General features: G+C 66.6%; 17 protein-coding genes. 8 read left to right on the top strand and 9 right to left on the bottom strand.

What is annotated here, in order from left to right:
• Positions 1–8 precede the first annotated feature (8 nt).
• Together IPU70_RS18680 and IPU70_RS18675 are read right to left on the bottom strand one after the other, a co-directional pair.
• The gene (locus IPU70_RS18680; RefSeq protein WP_207469280.1) at positions 9–1,196 is read right to left on the bottom strand and encodes an NAD(P)/FAD-dependent oxidoreductase; all 1,188 of its coding nucleotides are present in this window, start codon (positions 1,194–1,196) and stop codon (positions 9–11) included.
• Between the two features lie 63 nt (positions 1,197–1,259).
• A complete protein-coding gene (locus tag IPU70_RS18675) occupies positions 1,260–2,027 on the bottom strand; it encodes a helix-turn-helix domain-containing protein (protein ID WP_207469278.1) in 768 nt (255 codons plus the stop codon).
• Positions 2,028–2,152: 125 nt separating this feature from the next.
• Between IPU70_RS18675 and IPU70_RS18670 the strand changes: the two genes are divergently transcribed.
• Positions 2,153–2,965 carry a sulfite exporter TauE/SafE family protein gene (locus IPU70_RS18670; protein WP_207469276.1) on the top strand — a complete coding sequence of 271 codons (813 nt, stop codon included), beginning with the start codon at positions 2,153–2,155 and terminating at the stop codon, positions 2,963–2,965.
• A gap of 211 nt (positions 2,966–3,176) precedes the next feature.
• Positions 3,177–3,590 carry a DUF4168 domain-containing protein gene (locus IPU70_RS18665; RefSeq protein ID WP_207469274.1) on the top strand — a complete coding sequence of 138 codons (414 nt, stop codon included), beginning with the start codon at positions 3,177–3,179 and terminating at the stop codon, positions 3,588–3,590.
• Between the two features lie 13 nt (positions 3,591–3,603).
• On the opposite strand, the gene IPU70_RS18660 is transcribed toward IPU70_RS18665, so the two are convergent.
• A complete protein-coding gene (locus tag IPU70_RS18660) occupies positions 3,604–4,062 on the bottom strand; it encodes a helix-turn-helix domain-containing protein (RefSeq protein ID WP_207469272.1) in 459 nt (152 codons plus the stop codon).
• An 80-nt stretch (positions 4,063–4,142) separates the two neighbouring features.
• Here IPU70_RS18660 and IPU70_RS18655 point away from each other — a divergent pair, with 80 nt between their 5' ends.
• From IPU70_RS18655 to IPU70_RS18640, 4 genes are all read left to right on the top strand, one after another.
• Positions 4,143–4,637 (top strand): DUF2938 domain-containing protein, encoded by a 495-nt coding sequence (locus IPU70_RS18655; protein ID WP_207469270.1) that lies wholly within the window; start codon positions 4,143–4,145, stop codon positions 4,635–4,637.
• Between the two features lie 88 nt (positions 4,638–4,725).
• A complete protein-coding gene (locus IPU70_RS18650; protein ID WP_207469269.1) occupies positions 4,726–5,253 on the top strand; it encodes a GNAT family N-acetyltransferase in 528 nt (175 codons plus the stop codon).
• Positions 5,254–5,269: 16 nt separating this feature from the next.
• Positions 5,270–6,118, top strand: a complete 849-nt coding sequence (locus tag IPU70_RS18645; protein WP_371819007.1) for an arylamine N-acetyltransferase — start codon at positions 5,270–5,272, stop codon at positions 6,116–6,118.
• A gap of 113 nt (positions 6,119–6,231) precedes the next feature.
• The gene (locus IPU70_RS18640; RefSeq protein ID WP_207469267.1) at positions 6,232–6,930 is read left to right on the top strand and encodes a glutathione S-transferase family protein; all 699 of its coding nucleotides are present in this window, start codon (positions 6,232–6,234) and stop codon (positions 6,928–6,930) included.
• 25 nt (positions 6,931–6,955) lie between these two features.
• Here the strand turns inward: IPU70_RS18640 and IPU70_RS18635 are convergent, their stop codons facing one another.
• The 6 genes from IPU70_RS18635 to IPU70_RS18610 all read right to left on the bottom strand — a co-directional run bounded on the left by IPU70_RS18635 (position 6,956) and on the right by IPU70_RS18610 (position 12,909).
• Complete coding sequence (locus IPU70_RS18635; protein WP_207469266.1) at positions 6,956–7,717, bottom strand: ABC transporter permease; 762 nt, start codon at positions 7,715–7,717, stop codon at positions 6,956–6,958.
• Positions 7,714–8,637, bottom strand: coding sequence for an ABC transporter ATP-binding protein (locus IPU70_RS18630; protein ID WP_013394977.1), 924 nt, complete (start codon positions 8,635–8,637; stop codon positions 7,714–7,716). Before IPU70_RS18630 ends, IPU70_RS18635 begins: the two co-directional genes overlap by 4 nt.
• Before the next feature lie 104 nt (positions 8,638–8,741).
• The gene (locus IPU70_RS18625; protein WP_013394978.1) at positions 8,742–9,671 is read right to left on the bottom strand and encodes a dihydrodipicolinate synthase family protein; all 930 of its coding nucleotides are present in this window, start codon (positions 9,669–9,671) and stop codon (positions 8,742–8,744) included.
• A gap of 2 nt (positions 9,672–9,673) precedes the next feature.
• Positions 9,674–10,846: an L-rhamnonate dehydratase gene (locus IPU70_RS18620; RefSeq protein WP_207469265.1), complete on the bottom strand. Its 1,173-nt coding sequence runs from the start codon at positions 10,844–10,846 to the stop codon at positions 9,674–9,676.
• A 46-nt stretch (positions 10,847–10,892) separates the two neighbouring features.
• A complete protein-coding gene (locus IPU70_RS18615) occupies positions 10,893–11,927 on the bottom strand; it encodes a 4-hydroxythreonine-4-phosphate dehydrogenase PdxA (protein ID WP_207469264.1) in 1,035 nt (344 codons plus the stop codon).
• A 7-nt stretch (positions 11,928–11,934) separates the two neighbouring features.
• Positions 11,935–12,909: a tripartite tricarboxylate transporter substrate binding protein gene (locus tag IPU70_RS18610; protein WP_207469262.1), complete on the bottom strand. Its 975-nt coding sequence runs from the start codon at positions 12,907–12,909 to the stop codon at positions 11,935–11,937.
• 127 nt (positions 12,910–13,036) lie between these two features.
• On the opposite strand from IPU70_RS18610, the gene IPU70_RS18605 reads away from it, so the two are divergent.
• Positions 13,037–13,969, top strand: a complete 933-nt coding sequence (locus IPU70_RS18605; RefSeq protein ID WP_207469261.1) for a LysR family transcriptional regulator — start codon at positions 13,037–13,039, stop codon at positions 13,967–13,969.
• Positions 13,970–14,077: 108 nt separating this feature from the next.
• The gene (locus tag IPU70_RS18600; protein WP_207469259.1) at positions 14,078–14,419 is read left to right on the top strand and encodes a zinc ribbon domain-containing protein YjdM; all 342 of its coding nucleotides are present in this window, start codon (positions 14,078–14,080) and stop codon (positions 14,417–14,419) included.
• Positions 14,420–14,477 lie beyond the last annotated feature (58 nt).

Here is a 14,477-nt window from a genome sequence, read left to right as displayed (position 1 = left end):
CGCGCCGGTCAGCCGCGGCCGGATCCGCCCGGTTGCGGCATGGCCAGCAGGCCGCGCTTCATCAGCGCCTTCATGCCGGGCACCAACAGCCCGCCGCCAAACAGCAGATCGCGCCATAGCCCCGGCCCCGAGGCCTGGAAGCAAGGCGTCAAGGCGCGGCTGAGCGTCTGGTACATGCGCGAAGGCAGCAGCCGGCTGCGGGCGTAGCGCGCCGGCCCGGCGGCCGCGCCATGCTGCGCCAGGTTCCGCGCCAGCGCCAACGCATCCAGCACTGCCAGGGTCGTTCCCAGGCCCAGTTGCGGGCTCATCGCGTGGCCCGCGTCTCCCACGGCGCAGTACGGACCCGCGGCCAATCCGCGCGGCCAGGTATGGCGGTAGGTAGCCACCGCCAGATCGTCGTGCCGCGTGATCTGGTCCACCACCGGCGCGGCCTCGGGCCACAGGGACAGCATGCGCTCCTTCCAGGCGCCGATGGGCGCGGCGCGCCAGGCCGGCAAGGCGTCGTGCCGAATGCTCCAGAACAGCGACAGCCGCACGCCCTGCGGACCGATCTCGGTAGGCAGCAGGCCCATCATTTCGCGGGTGCCGCGAAAGCGCTGCAATAGCTGCGTCGCGCCAGCCCAATCGGGCGTCCAGAACTGGCCCCACAATGCGCCCCACGCGTAGACGCGCGAACTCGCCGCCAGCCCGACCTGCTCGCGCAGCGCGGAGGCGGCGCCGTCGGCCACCACGAACACATCGAAACACGATTCGGCCCGGGCATCGCCCGTACCGTGCGTCACATGCGCCCTGCCCTCGCGGGTCTCCAGCGTCATGACAGGACAGCCGAACGAGAATTCGGCGCCCGCGCGCCGGGCGGCTTCGAACAGCACCCCGCCCAGCGCGGCCCGCGTCACCGCCCGCGCGCCGTCGCCCACGTAGTCGATGTCCACGACCCGCCAGCCGCGATGCGACAGGCCCAGCAAGCGATCGATCGGCGCGCCCACGTTCAGCGCCGCCACGTCCACGCCCAGCGACTTGAGCGCGCGCACCCCGGGCGGCTGCAGCAGCAGTCCCGCGCCCAGCGTGGTGAACCCCTGGTGCTTTTCAAAGACGCGCACCTGATGGCCGGCTTGCGCCAGCGCCAGCGCGGCGGCGAGTCCGGCGCTGCCTGCGCCGGCGATGCCGATGGATAGCGGCGAATGCGTAGTAGTCATGGAATGGCATGGCCCGGCTGCCCGAAGGGGCTGCCACGGGAGCCGGCATAGTACCAACTGCCTTCACGCTTCGCGCAGGTACTCCGTGGGCGGCCGGCCCAACACCCGCCGGAACATCGTCGAAAACGCCGCCGGACTCTGGTAGCCGAAATCCAGCGCGATGGCGGTCACCGGATCGCCCGCGGCCAGCCGCGGCAAGGCCAGCACCACGCAGGCGCGCTGACGCCATTCCGAAAACGCCATGCCGGTCTGCTGGCGGAAATGGCGGCTGAATGTGCGCGGGCTCATGTGCAATCGTTCGGCCCAGGTTTGCGGCGCGGCGCGCGCGTCTGGCGCGGCGATGAAGGCCCTGCACAAGGGCGCCAGGCGCTTGTCGCGCGGCAGCGGGATATGCAGGGGCAGCACCGCCGCGCGCTCGACCTCATGCAGCAGCAGGGCCGCCAGCGCGCCGTCGCGCCCCGTCAGGTCGTACCCGGCCGGCATGTCCACCGCTTCCAGCAGCAGTTGGCGCAACAGCGGCGACACCTCGATCACCTCGCAGGCGCCACGGTCCGCGCGCGCCGCCCCGGGCTCGATGTAGGCGCTGCGCGTGCTGACGTCCAGCATGCGGACCTGATGCGTCACGCCCGCCGGGATCCACACCGCGCGCTGCGGCGGCACCACCCAGTTGCCATCGCGCGTGACCACATGCATGACGCCGGTGGCGCCGTAAAGCAATTGGGCGCGGCGGTGCGCATGGGCCGGCAGCAGCAGGCCCGACGGATAGTCGTTGCCGATGGCGACGACGGCGCGGTCCAGATGGTCGTAGCGGTCGATGTGGGTATTGCGCATAGCCTTGGAAGCCGCCCGCGCGGCGGCGCGTCGATTGGCCGAAACTCGAACATTATTGTCTCATCCTCGAAAGCGGGCCACGGCCCACCGCCGTATGGTGACGGCTTTCCCTGGAAGGACACAGCATGCTTTATCTGATTCTGGCCCTGTTCGGCTGCTTGAGCGGCGTGACCACCGTGCTGTTCGGTTTCGGCGGCGGTTTCGTCGTGGTGCCCGTGCTGTACGCGGTGCTGACGTCCGCGCACGGGACGCACGACGCCATCGGCCTGGCGGCCATGCACATCGCGGTGGCCACGTCCACCTGCGTCATGATCGTGAATTCGATCGCGGCCACACGCAAGCACCAGCGCGCCGGCAACATCCTGCGCGCCTACGTCTGGCCCCTGGCCGGCTTCATCGCCGCAGGCGCGGCGCTGGGCGCGCTGGCCGCCACCCGCGCCAGCGGCGATCTGGTGCGCTATGCCTTCATCGCCTACCTGGGCGTGACCATCCTGGACTGCCTCTTGCGCCAGGGCTTCATGGCGCAAGGGGACGAGCGGCCCCGTCCGCTGGGCCACGGCGTGCTGGTGGGCGGCGGCCTGGCTATCGGCGTGGTCGCTGCCTTCCTGGGGGTGGGCGGCAGCGTCATGACCGTGCCGCTGCTGCGGCGCCGCGGCCTGCCCATGGCCAAGGCGGCGGCGATGGCCAATCCGCTGACGCTGCCCGTGGCGGTGGTGGGAACGCTGGCCTACATGGCGGCGGCCGGCGGCCTGGCCGCCCCCCTGGCGCCGTGGATCGTGGGCTATGTGGACCTGCTGGCCTTCGCCGCGCTGGCGCTGGGCTCGTTGGCCGGCATCCGGCTGGCCGCGCCGCTGATCCCGCGCATCCCGGACCATCTGCACGCCCGGGTCTATGTGCTGCTGCTGGCGCTGGTGATGTTGAGCATGATGCTCATCTAGGACCCGTCCCGCAAAAACCTAAGGAAACATCGCGGCCAGCAGCGACTACGAAACCGCGCAAAACGTTTCCGCCGCGCCCTTGGGGGGCTCCCTCCCAAGGCGCGCGCGCGTCCCGTGGCCTGCCGACACAGGAAAACACATCGCGAAACTTGCCCCAAGGCCGGCCGGGTTGTCATCATGGCCCGACATTCAACCGGAACAAGGAGGTTTCATGCAGCGTTCCACTTATGCATTCCTGTCCGCCGCCGTGCTGGCGACGGCGCTGTCCGGTGCTCCCGCCCTTGCGCAGCAAGCCAGCCAGGCCCAAGGCCAGACCCAGGCCCAGCCGCGCATGGCGCCCCCGCCCGCGATCCAGCCGACCGACCAGCAACTGCAGCGTTTCGCTTCGGCATCGCAGAAGATTTCCGGCGTGGTCGACGAATACCGCCCCAAGGTCGACGCCGCCAAGACGGATCAGGCCAAGCAGAAGGTCGTTGAGGAAGCCGACGCCAAGATGGTGAAGCTGGTGCAGGCCGACGGCTTGAGCGTCGAGGAATTCAACGGCATCGGCCAGGCCATACAGCAGGACCCCCAGCTCAAGCAACGCTTGATGAGCATGGGCAAGAGCGCCCCCGCCGCGAAGTAAGGCTCTCCGAGAGCTAGCCCTGGCGCCATCCGTCCTTCTCTGGACGGGTGGCGTTTTTTTGTTTTCCCGCCGCCGTCCTGCCCTGCTTCACCCTGCCCGCCGCGGCCTTGAGCAGACGCTGGAAAGTCGGGCATTGCGCATGGTTGGGAGCCGGACATACCGCGGCATGGCGCAGGCCCTGGCTCATGGCCCGCAAGCGCTTGATGGTCGCGTCGATACTATCGGCCTTGTCCAGCAACAACTGCCGATCCACCTGCGGCGCTCCCTCGGGGGTGAGCATGGCCTGGATCTCGTCCAGCGACAGGCCGCCGGCCTGCCCCAGCGCAATCAGCGCCAGTTGATCCAGCACCCCGGGCGCAAAGCGCCGCCGCTCGCCGGCAGCGCTGACCGCCGCGATCAAACCCTTGTTTTCATAGAAACGCAGCGTGGAGGCCGGCAGGCCCGTGCGCCGGGCCACTTCCGAAATATCCATGGCGCCCTCCTTGACTTGAAGTTGACTTCAACTTCTATCATGACCGCATACGATGATTTCATCAATGCAAGGACCCGGACATGATATCGGTGGAAATAGCGGCAAAAGTAGTTTTGATCGGAATCGGCGCGACCGTCGTGATGGACCTGTGGGCCATGATCCAGAAGGCCCTGGGCATGCCCACGCTGGGCTACGCGATGGTAGGCCGCTGGGCGGGCCACTTGTGCCGGGGCACATACGCGCACGCCAATATCGGCCGGGCCGAGTCCATCCCGGGCGAATCGCCGCTGGGGTGGACGATCCACTACGCCGTGGGCCTCGCCTTCGCCGCGCTGCTGATCGGCGTCCAGGGCGCGGCGTGGCTGCGCGATCCCACCTGGCTGCCTGCCGTGGCCGTGGGCCTGGCGACCGTCGTCATGCCCTTCTTCCTGATGCAGCCCGCCATGGGCGCGGGCATCGCCGCATCCCGCACGCCTACGCCCTGGAAGAACCGCCTGCGCAGCCTGGCGACGCATGCGGTGTTCGGGTACGGCCTTTATCTGTCCGCCGCCTTGCTCAAGCTGGTATGGGACTGACGCCTCCCCGGCATGCCCCAGGCCGAACCTCTAAGATGGAGCCGAGCAGGAAGCCCCTGAACGACCCAGACCCGGAGGAATTTTGACCTTGACCGCAAAACCCGCTGACGCACTGACAATCCGCCGCGCGAGCGTGGAGGATGCCCCCGCCGTATTGCAGATCTTCGACGAGGTGATTGCCTGGTTCGTCGGCATGGGCAACGAGGGCCAATGGGGAAGCGAGCCCTGGTCGGCGTTGCCGCAGCGCATCGCGCGAGTGACGGAGTCCTGCGCGCTGCCAGGGGCCTGGGTGGCCGAGGGGCCGGGAGGCGGCATCCATGGCGCGCTGGTACTGGGCGACGCCATGCCTTACGTGCCCGCGGCAACCGGCCCGGAAGTCTACGTGAGACTGCTCGTCGCCTCCCGGGATGCGCGGGCGCGCGGCATCGGCAGGCGCCTGCTGGCCTTTGCCGATGACCAGGCGCGGGCCGCGGGGGTGGACCGCCTGCGCGTGGACTGCTACGGCGGCGGCAGCGCAGCCCTGGTGCGCTTTTATGAATCCTGCGGCTACGCCCGGATCTCGACCTTCGACGTAAACGGTTGGCCCGGCCAATTGTTGGGCCGCAAACTTGGGTAGACCCTGAATGACTGCAATTCCAGACGCTTTCCTCGCGCACTACTTCGACCGCATCGGCTATCACGGCCCCGTCGAACCCACGCTGGACGCGCTGCGGCAACTCCATCTGCTGCATCCGCAAGCCATCCCGTTTGAAAACCTGGCGCCGTATACCGGCCAACGCGTTCAACTGGACCTGGACGCCCTTGCTGAAAAGATGATCGCGCGGCGGCGCGGCGGATACTGCTTTGAGCACAACACGCTGCTGCTGGCCGTACTGCGACAGATGGGCTTCCACGTGACCCCGCTGATCGCGCGGGTGCGTTGGCAGGTGCCCGCGGAAATCCACACGGGGCTGACCCATATGCTGTTGCGCGTGGAACTGGAAGGCCGCAACTGGTTCGCCGATGTAGCCTTCGGCTCCACCACGCAGACCGCCCCTCTGGAATTCCTGCCCGGTATCGCTCAAGCCACTCCCCACGGCGTGTTCCGCATCACCCAGGCGGGAGATGAGCTGAGCCTGGAGTTCCAGACGTCCGCCGGCTGGCAGACGGTATATCGCTACACGCTGGAACCCGCGGCCGACGTGGATTTTGAAATCGGCAACTGGTACACGTCGACCCATCCCCAGTCGGTGTTCCTGAACAGCCTGCTCATCAGCCGCACCCAGCCCGGCGCCCGCGAACTCATGGTGAACGATACCTACACCCGCCGCGACAACGACGGCAGCCTGCAGAAGCATCAATATGCCGACGCGTCGGCGTGGGCAGCATGCCTGCGGCAACGCTTCGACCTCGATCTTGGCCTTGATGAAGCCGTCAGCCTGTTCCGGCGTGTCGCGGCGCATGGCGCTGAAGCGGGCATCGCCGAACTTGCTCCAGGCTGACCCTGCCGAACGGCCAGCGCGCGCGTTGTCGGGCGCCAGTCAGCCTTGCTGCCTGCGCAACCGGTTATCCTGTTCCGGATTCCCTCACCGACACGTAGAAGGAGCGCAGTATCTTGACCCCGGAACTCACCCTCTATGACCTGGCGGGCGCCGATGCCTCGCTGCGCTTCAGCCCGCATTGCTGGAAGACCCACATGGCCCTGGCCCACAAGGGCCTGAGCGCGACCACGGTACCCTGGCGCTTCACGGAAAAGGAAGCGATCGACTTTTCCGGCCAGAAGCTGGTGCCGGTGCTGGTAAACGGCACGCATGTGGTCAGCGATTCCTGGCAGATCGCCTGCTACCTGGAAGACACCTTTCCCGAGCGGCCCTCGCTGTTCGGCGGCGCCAGCGGCCGCGCGCTGAGCCTGTTCGTGAATGCATGGTCGGACACCACGCTGGTGCCGACGCTGGCGCGGCTGCTGCTGCCCAGCATCCACGGCCTGATCCATGAAAAAGACCGGGACTATTTCCGCGCCACGCGGGAAAAGCGCTTCGGCAAGCTGGAAGACCTGCCCGCGGGCTACGAGGATCAGGTTGCCGCCTTGCGTTCCGCGCTGCTGCCCTTGCGGCAGATGCTGGGCAAGCAGCCCTATCTGGCGGGCGAGCAGCCGGCCTATGCCGACTATGCCGTGTTCGGCATGTTCATGTGGGCGCGCTGCACCAGCGCGCTGGAACTGCTGGCCGGGGACGACCCAGTCCATGCCTGGCGCGAGCGGCTGCTCGACGCCTACGGCGGCCTGGCGCGCCGCGCGCCGACGGCGCAATCCTGAGGCGCCTGCCCCGCGTTGGCGGGCGTCAGGTCTTCAGCCGGTAGCCGGTCTTGAAGATCCAGCGCACGCCGACCAGGCAGGCCAGCAGGAACACCAGCGTCATGCCCACGCTGACGCCGACGCTGACGTCCGACACGCCATAAAAGGCCCAGCGGAAGCCGCTGACCAGGTAGACCACCGGGTTGAACAGAGTGGCGGTCTGCCAGAACGGCGGCAGCATCTTGATCGAATAGAAGGTGCCGCCCAGGAAGGTCAGCGGCGTGATGATCATCAGCGGGATGATCTGCAGCTTCTCGAAGCCGTCGGCCCAGATGCCGATGATGAAGCCGAACAGGCTGAAGGTCACCGCCGTCAGCACCAGGAAGCCCAGCATCCAGAACGGATGCGCAACCTCGAACGACACGAACAGGCGCGCCGTGGCCAGCATGATCAGCCCCAGGATGATGGACTTGCTGGCGGCCGCCCCAACGTAGCCCATGACGATCTCCACGTAGGAGATGGGCGCCGAGTGGATTTCGTAGATGGTGCCCGAGAACCTGGGCATGTAGATGCCGAAGGACGCGTTGGCGATGCTTTGCGTCAGCAGCGACAGCATGATCATGCCGGGCACGATGAAGGCCCCGTAGCTCACGCCGTCGATCTCGACCATGTGCGAGCCGATGGCGGAGCCGAACACCACGAAGTACAGCGAGGTGGAGATCACGGGCGAGAGCACGCTCTGCATCAGCGTGCGCCAGGCGCGGGCCATTTCAAACAGGTAGATAGCGCGGATGGCGTAGAAGTTCATGATTGACCGTGCACCAGGCTGACAAAGATATCCTCGAGCGAGCTTTCCGACGAATTCAGGTCGGTGAATTCGATCTCCAGCCGGGCGAGTTCGTGCAGCAGCCGGGAAATCTCCCCGCCGCCCTGGTTATCGTAGGTATAGACCAGCTTGTGGCCGTTGTCGGACAGATCCAGCTGGAAGGCGTCCAGCGCGGTGGGGATGCCAGGCAGCGGCGCCTTCAGGGTCAGCGCCAGCTGGCGCTTGCCCAGCTTGGCCATCAGCGCGTGCTTTTCCTCGACCAGGATGATCTCGCCCTTGCGGATCACGCCGATGCGGTCGGCCATTTCCTGGGCTTCCTCGATGTAGTGCGTGGTCAGGATGATGGTGACGCCGCTTTCGCGCAGCTGCCGCACCATTTCCCACATGCCGCGCCGCAGTTCGACGTCCACGCCGGCGGTGGGTTCGTCCAGGAACAGGATGGCGGGTTCGTGCGACAGCGCCTTGGCGATCATGACGCGGCGTTTCATGCCACCCGACAGCGCCATGATGCGGCTGTCCTTCTTGTCCCACAGGGACAGGTCGCGCAGCACTTTCTCGACGTAGGCGTGGTCTGCCGGCTTGCCGAACAGGCCGCGGCTGAAGTTGACGGTGTTCCAGACGCTTTCGAACGCGTCGGTGGAGATCTCTTGCGGCACCAGCCCGATCTTGGCGCGGGCCGCGCGGAATTCGGAGACGATGTCGTGGCCGTCGGCCAGCACGCGGCCGGCGGTGGGATTGACGATGCCGCAGATGATGCTGATCAGCGTCGTCTTGCCCGCGCCATTGGGACCAAGCAGGGCGAAGATCTCGCCGCGCCGGATGTCCAGGTTCACGCTCTTGAGCGCCTGGAATCCGGATGCGTACCGTTTGGATAGATCCTGAACTGAAATGACCGGCTGCACACGCGCCCCCGACTGGATGGATAGCCAGGGATTTTAACCGTCATGCGTGACAGGCTTGTTCGGCGTGACGGAACAGTGTGTTTGGCGGACTGCGCAATCCCTGCTCAGCGCCCCCAGCGCAGCACCAGCGGGTCCAGGCGACGGGCGGTCTCCAACAAGCCCTGGCGGACCTCCTCGCGCATGGCCGGCAGCGGGTGCCGCGGCGCCTCGCAGGCGATCACCCCGCCGGCCTTCATCAAGGCCTTGGCGCTGAGGATGCCGCCCTGCCGGTTCTCGTAGTTGATCAGGGGCAGCCAGCGTTCGTACAGGCGGTAGGCCTCGTCCCGCCTGCCGGCGCGGTGGGCCTCGATGATGGGACGCAGGCCGTCGGCGAAGCCGCCGCCGGTCATGGAGCCCGTGGCGCCGGCGTCCAGGTCGGGCAGCAGGGTGATGGCTTCCTCGCCGTCCCAGGGGCCTTCCACGGCCGCGCCGCCCAGCGCGATCAGGTCGCGCAGCTTGGAGGCCGCGCCCGCCGTCTCGATCTTGAAGTAGGCCACGTGTTCGATCTCGCGCGCCATCCGCGCCAGCGCCTGAGCCGACAGCGGCGTGCCGGCCACCGGCGCGTCCTGGATCATGATGGGGATATCCACCGCGTCCGACACGCGCTGGAAGAACCCCGTCACCTGTTCCTCGGACACGCGGATCGTGGCGCCATGGTAGGGCGGCATGATCATCAGCATGGCGGCGCCCTGCTCCTGCGCGCGGCGGCTGCGCGCGGCGCAGACCTGGGTGCTGAAGTGCGTGGTGGTCACGATGACCGGCACGCGGCCGGCGACGTGTTCCAGGATGGACCGCGTCAGGATCTCGCGCTCTTCGTCCGACAGCACGAACTGCTCCGAGAAATTGGCCAGGATGCAAAGACCGTCGACACCGGAGTCGATCATGAAATCCACTGCCCGCTTCTGGCTGGGCAGGTCCAGCTCGCCGGACTCGGTGAAGGTGGTCGGAACGACCGGGAATATGCCGCGATAGCGCGGGTTCTGGTAGGTAGCCATGGTTATTCGATGATGTTGAAGTGCTTGAGGTATTCGGTCTTCAGCGTCAGGCCCAGCCCGGGCTTGTCGTCGTCCAGGTCGATGAAACCTTCCTTGGCCACCGGCTCGCCGTCGAAGATGTAATAGAACAGCTCGTTGCCGACTTCCACGTCGAACATGGGGAAGTACTCGCTCATCGGCGAAGCCAGCGTGCTCATCGTGAGGTGGTAGTTGTGCATCTGACCGGCATGCGGCACGACCGGCACGCTGTAGGCCTCGCACAGCGCGTTGATCTTGTGCGCCGCCGTGATGCCGCCCACGCGGTTGGTGTCGTACTGCACCACCGACACCGCCTTGCGGTCCAGCAGCTGCTTGAAACCGTAGAGCGAGAACTCGTGCTCGCCGCCGGAGATCGGAATCGAGGTCAGCTGGTTCAGTTCCGCATAGCCGTCGATGTCGTCGGCGATGACCGGCTCTTCCAGCCAACGCGGCTCGAATTTCTCCAGCTTGGGCAGGATGCGCTTGGCGTACTCCAGATTCCAGCCCATATAGCACTCCAGCATCAGGTCGGTGTCGTAGCCGATCACCTCGCGCACCGCCTCCACCGACTTGAGGTTCTCGGATACGCCCTTCTGCAGATGCGCCGGGCCATAGCCGAAACGCATCTTGAAAGCCGTGAAGCCCTGGTCCAGATAGGTCTGGGCTTCTTCCTGCATGGCCTTAAGGTCGGTGCGGTAGAGCTTGGAGTAATAGACCGGAATTTTCTCCTTGGTGCGGCCGCCCAGCAGCTTGAAGACGGGCTTGTTCACCGACTTGCCCAGGATGTCCCAGATCGCCAGATCAATGGCCGAAATCGCGGCCATGGTCACGCCCTTGCGGCCCCAGGCGTGGGTGGACCGGTACATGCGCTGCCACAGGTATTCGTAGTCCCAGGGATCCTGCCCGATCACCAGCGGCGCCAGGTACTGGTCGATGATGGCCTTGGCCACGCGCGGCGCCAGCGCCACATTGCCCAGGCCGACGATGCCGTCGTCCGTCTCCACCTCGACCACGGTCCAGCCGTGGAAGCGGAAGGTGCTCATGGTTTCCTGCTTGGAATACAGCAGATCCATGGCGTTGGAGCAGAAGTTGCCCTGCGGCGGCACGGTCTTGCCGGTCCATTCGTAGACGCGGGCGCGGACGGATTTGATCTTCATGTAGCGTTCCTGCTTGAAATTGGGAGTACGGAATGAATGCGGCGGATCAGCCCGCCTGCGTCCGCGAGGCGCGGTGCGACAGGCCCATGCGGCAGGCGATCAGAAAGGCCTGCCAGGTGGCGTCCAGGTTGGCGCGACCCTGGCCGGCGATGTCGTACGCCGTGCCGTGGGCCGGCGTGGTGATGGGAATGGGCAGGCCTCCCTGCACCGTCACGCCGCGCGAGAAGCCCAGCAGCTTGATCGCGATCTGGCCCTGGTCGTGATACATGGTGACGATGGCCTGGAACTCGCCGGCCTGCGCCTTCAGGAAGATGGTGTCAGCCGGGAACGGCCCCTGCACCGGCAGGCCCTCTGCGTTGAGCTGGCGCACGGCCGGCGCGATGATGTCCACCTCTTCGCGGCCGCAGGTGCCGCCGTCGCCGCCATGCGGATTGAAGGCGGCCACCGCCACTCGCGGCTCGGCCATGCCGTTGGCCTGCAGCGAACGGTAGATCAGGCGGGTCGCGGCCTTGATGCCGTCGATGCTGAGCGCGGCCGCCGCGTCCTTCAACGGAATGTGCGAGGACACCCGCGAGGTCCACAGGTCTCCCAGGGTGTTGAATTCGCAGAAGTAGCCGGTCACACCCAGGTACTGCGCGAAGTGGTGCAGTTCGTCATCGTGCCCCAGGCCGCCCAGCTTCATGGCGTACTTGTTCAGGGGCGCGAAGCAGATGGCGTCGACGTGGCCGTCGCGCGCCGCGTCCATGCAGGCATTGAGCACCCGCAGCACCGACGCACCGCCCGCGGCCTCGGCCTGGCCGAGGTGCACCTGGCCGGGTTGGATGGTGTCCATGGCCAGCCAGGCGGGCACGCCGCTGTCCGGCCGGCCGCGCACCGCCTCGACGCTGTCCACGGCTTGGGTGGCGACCTGCACGCCCGCCACCCGCTGGCCTTCGCGCCACAGCCACTCGTCGCCTACCAGCACGATGTTCGCCCGCTGCGTGGCTTCGGGCCTGGCCAGCAGGCGCGCGATCAGTTCGGCGCCGATGCCGGCGGGATCGCCCAGGGTCAGGGCGATGACGGGTTTCTGCTGCGTGCTCATGTCTGGGTCATTCCACGGAAATGTTGTTCTTCTTGATGACGCCGGCGTAGCGCTGGTTCTCGCTCTTGTGGAACTGCGCGAACTGCTCCTGGCTCATCGGGTTGATGTCGGCGCCGATCGCCTGCAGGCGGGCCTGCGTGTCGGGCAAGGCCAGGATGCCGTTGACGGCGTCATGGATGCGTTTCTGGTTGGCGGCGGGCGTGGCGCTGGGCATGTAGATGCCGTACCAGGCGCTCATTTCCACGCCGGGCACGCCGGCTTCGGCCATGGTCGGCACGTCGGGCAGCTGGGCGTTGCGCTTGGCGCTAAGGACGGCCAGCGCGCGCACCTTGCCGCTCTTGATATGGGGAATCACGGAAGACGCAGTCTCGAACGCGATCTGCACCTGGCCGCCCATCAGGTCCACCAGCGCCGGGCCGCTGCCGCGGTACGGGATGTGGATCATCTGCACGCCGGTGGCGTCCTTGAACAGTTCGGCGGCGATGTGCTGGGTGCTGCCCGAGCCGCTGCTGGCGAAGTTGTAGGTGCCGGGCTTGCTCTTGAGCAGCGCGACCAGCTCCTGCACCGACTTGGCCGGCACGTCGTTGTTAACCACCAGGATGTTGGGCACGGCGCCCACGAACACCACCGGCGTCAGGTCGCGGTCGTTGTCGTAGCCCAGCTTCAGCAGGTGCGGCGCGATGGCGTGGGCGGTGGATACCCCCATCACCATGGTGTGACCGTCCGAGGACTTGGCCGCCAGGTCGGCCGCCAGCGTATTGGATGCGCCGGGCTTGTTCTCCACCACCACGGTCTGCTTGAGCAGAGGACCCAGCTTGTCGGCCACCGCGCGCGCCATGGCGTCGGTGCCGCCGCCCGGGGCCGATCCCACCAGCAAGCGCAGGGGCTTGTTGGGCCAGTCGGCGTTTTGCGCCTGGACGGGCGCCAGGGCCGACAGGCACAGGGCGCCGGCCGCCATCGCGGCCAATAGCCGAATCTTCATGGTTGTCTCCTTGGTTGATGTTTTTTTGCCCTGGGACGGGCAATCTTTTATGGGTCCATCTTAGAAAGAAGCTTCGTTTCCGTAAAATGAAACTTTTGCACCAATCGTTCACCTGAGGCGATCAATCATGGAACGCGCCATCCACGTCCCCGCCCTGCTGGCCCGCCTGCGCATGCGGCAGATCGTCCTGCTGCTGGCGATCGAAGAGCGCGGCACCCTGCGCGCGGCCGCCAGCCAGCTCAACATGACCCAGTCCGCCGCCAGCAAGATGCTGCACGAACTGGAGCTGGCCATCGGCCAACCGCTGTTCGGAAGGATCGGCCGCGGCCTGGCGCTGACCGCGGCCGGCGAGTGCGTGATGGGATACTTCCGGGGCATGCGCGGGACGGTCTCGTCGCTGGCCCGCGAACTGGAGGAGCTGCGCCTGGGCAGCGCGGGCAAGCTGTTCATCGGCAGCATCATGGCGGCCTCGCCCGGCCACCTGACCGACGCCCTGCTGCGGCTGAAGCAAACCTATCCGCTGCTGGCGGTGGAGATCTCCACCGGCACCAGCGACCTGCTGATCGGCCGCATGAACGAAGGCAAGCTGGACGTGGTGATCGGCCGCATGCTGACCCTGTCGGACAGCCAGTATGTGTTTCGCCCCATCGGCGACGAGGCCTTGTCGGTGATCGCGGCGGTGGACCATCCGCTGGCCGGCCGCAAGCGCGTGGGCTTCGAGGCCATGCTGGCGTATCCCTGGGTCCTGCAGCCGCATGGCAGTCCGATGCGCGACGTGATCGAACAGGAGTTCCGTTCGCACAATGCCGCCACGCCCAAGGGACTGATCGAATCGGCCTCCATCCTGACCACCACCAACCTGGCGATGAAGTCAACCATGCTGGGTGTGATACCGGAATCAGTGGCCAGCCGCTACGCGGCGCATGGCCTCCTGGCGATACTGCCCTACCAGATCCGGCAGAGCCTCACGGCCTTCGGCAGCATCGTGCCGCGGGACCGGCCGCTAAGCGCCGCGGCGCGTCATTTCGTGGGACTGCTGCATGGCGACGAGACGGTTTGAGGCCGCGCAATGTAAAGGGGAAAACGGCCCCCGGCGCAGGGAAAAACAGGTCTGGCGCAGTACAATCGCGTGTTGCGCATCGCGCGTTTTTTTGATCGAGGTCCACACGTGAGCGCATTGCCCGCCTGTCCCAAGTGCAAGTCCGAATACACCTATGAAGACGGCGCCCTCTACGTCTGCCCGGAATGCGCGCATGAATGGTCGTCGCAAGCCGCCGAGTCCTCGGACGAGGCTGCCAAGGTCTATCGCGATTCGGCCGGCAACGTGCTGCAGGACGGCGATACCGTCACCGTCACCAAGGACCTGAAGCTCAAGGGGTCGGGCGGCGTGATCAAGATGGGCACCAAGGTCAAGGGCATCCGCCTGGTCGACAGCGACCACGACATCGACTGCAAGATCGACGGCTTCGGACCGATGAGCTTGAAGTCGGAGTTCGTGAAGAAGGTCTAGCAGCGCGGCGCGTGATGGGTTGCGCGCGTTGGAGCTTCCGGGTTCTTGCCGGAAGTCT

The sequence above is a fragment of the Achromobacter sp. SD115 genome, assembly GCF_017355315.1.
Classification (GTDB): domain Bacteria; phylum Pseudomonadota; class Gammaproteobacteria; order Burkholderiales; family Burkholderiaceae_B; genus Achromobacter; species Achromobacter xylosoxidans_B.
The sequence above is the reverse complement of the archived record's forward strand: the minus strand, read 5'-3'. Positions and strand labels throughout refer to the sequence as shown.

Bases quoted from the DNA above. Each gene is read 5' to 3' on its own strand.
- IPU70_RS18655 (WP_207469270.1), top strand. From the start codon at position 4,143: ATGATATCGGTGGAAATAGCGGCAAAAGTAGTTTTGATCGGAATCGGC.
- IPU70_RS18605 (WP_207469261.1), top strand. From the start codon at position 13,037: ATGGAACGCGCCATCCACGTCCCCGCCCTGCTGGCCCGCCTGCGCATG.
- IPU70_RS18660 (WP_207469272.1), bottom strand. From the start codon at position 4,062: ATGGATATTTCGGAAGTGGCCCGGCGCACGGGCCTGCCGGCCTCCACG.
- IPU70_RS18620 (WP_207469265.1), bottom strand. From the start codon at position 10,846: ATGAAGATCAAATCCGTCCGCGCCCGCGTCTACGAATGGACCGGCAAG.
- IPU70_RS18665 (WP_207469274.1), top strand. From the start codon at position 3,177: ATGCAGCGTTCCACTTATGCATTCCTGTCCGCCGCCGTGCTGGCGACG.
- IPU70_RS18635 (WP_207469266.1), bottom strand. From the start codon at position 7,717: ATGAACTTCTACGCCATCCGCGCTATCTACCTGTTTGAAATGGCCCGC.
- IPU70_RS18615 (WP_207469264.1), bottom strand. From the start codon at position 11,927: ATGAGCACGCAGCAGAAACCCGTCATCGCCCTGACCCTGGGCGATCCC.
- IPU70_RS18625 (WP_013394978.1), bottom strand. From the start codon at position 9,671: ATGGCTACCTACCAGAACCCGCGCTATCGCGGCATATTCCCGGTCGTT.
- IPU70_RS18610 (WP_207469262.1), bottom strand. From the start codon at position 12,909: ATGAAGATTCGGCTATTGGCCGCGATGGCGGCCGGCGCCCTGTGCCTG.
- IPU70_RS18680 (WP_207469280.1), bottom strand. From the start codon at position 1,196: ATGACTACTACGCATTCGCCGCTATCCATCGGCATCGCCGGCGCAGGC.
- IPU70_RS18675 (WP_207469278.1), bottom strand. From the start codon at position 2,027: ATGCGCAATACCCACATCGACCGCTACGACCATCTGGACCGCGCCGTC.
- IPU70_RS18670 (WP_207469276.1), top strand. From the start codon at position 2,153: ATGCTTTATCTGATTCTGGCCCTGTTCGGCTGCTTGAGCGGCGTGACC.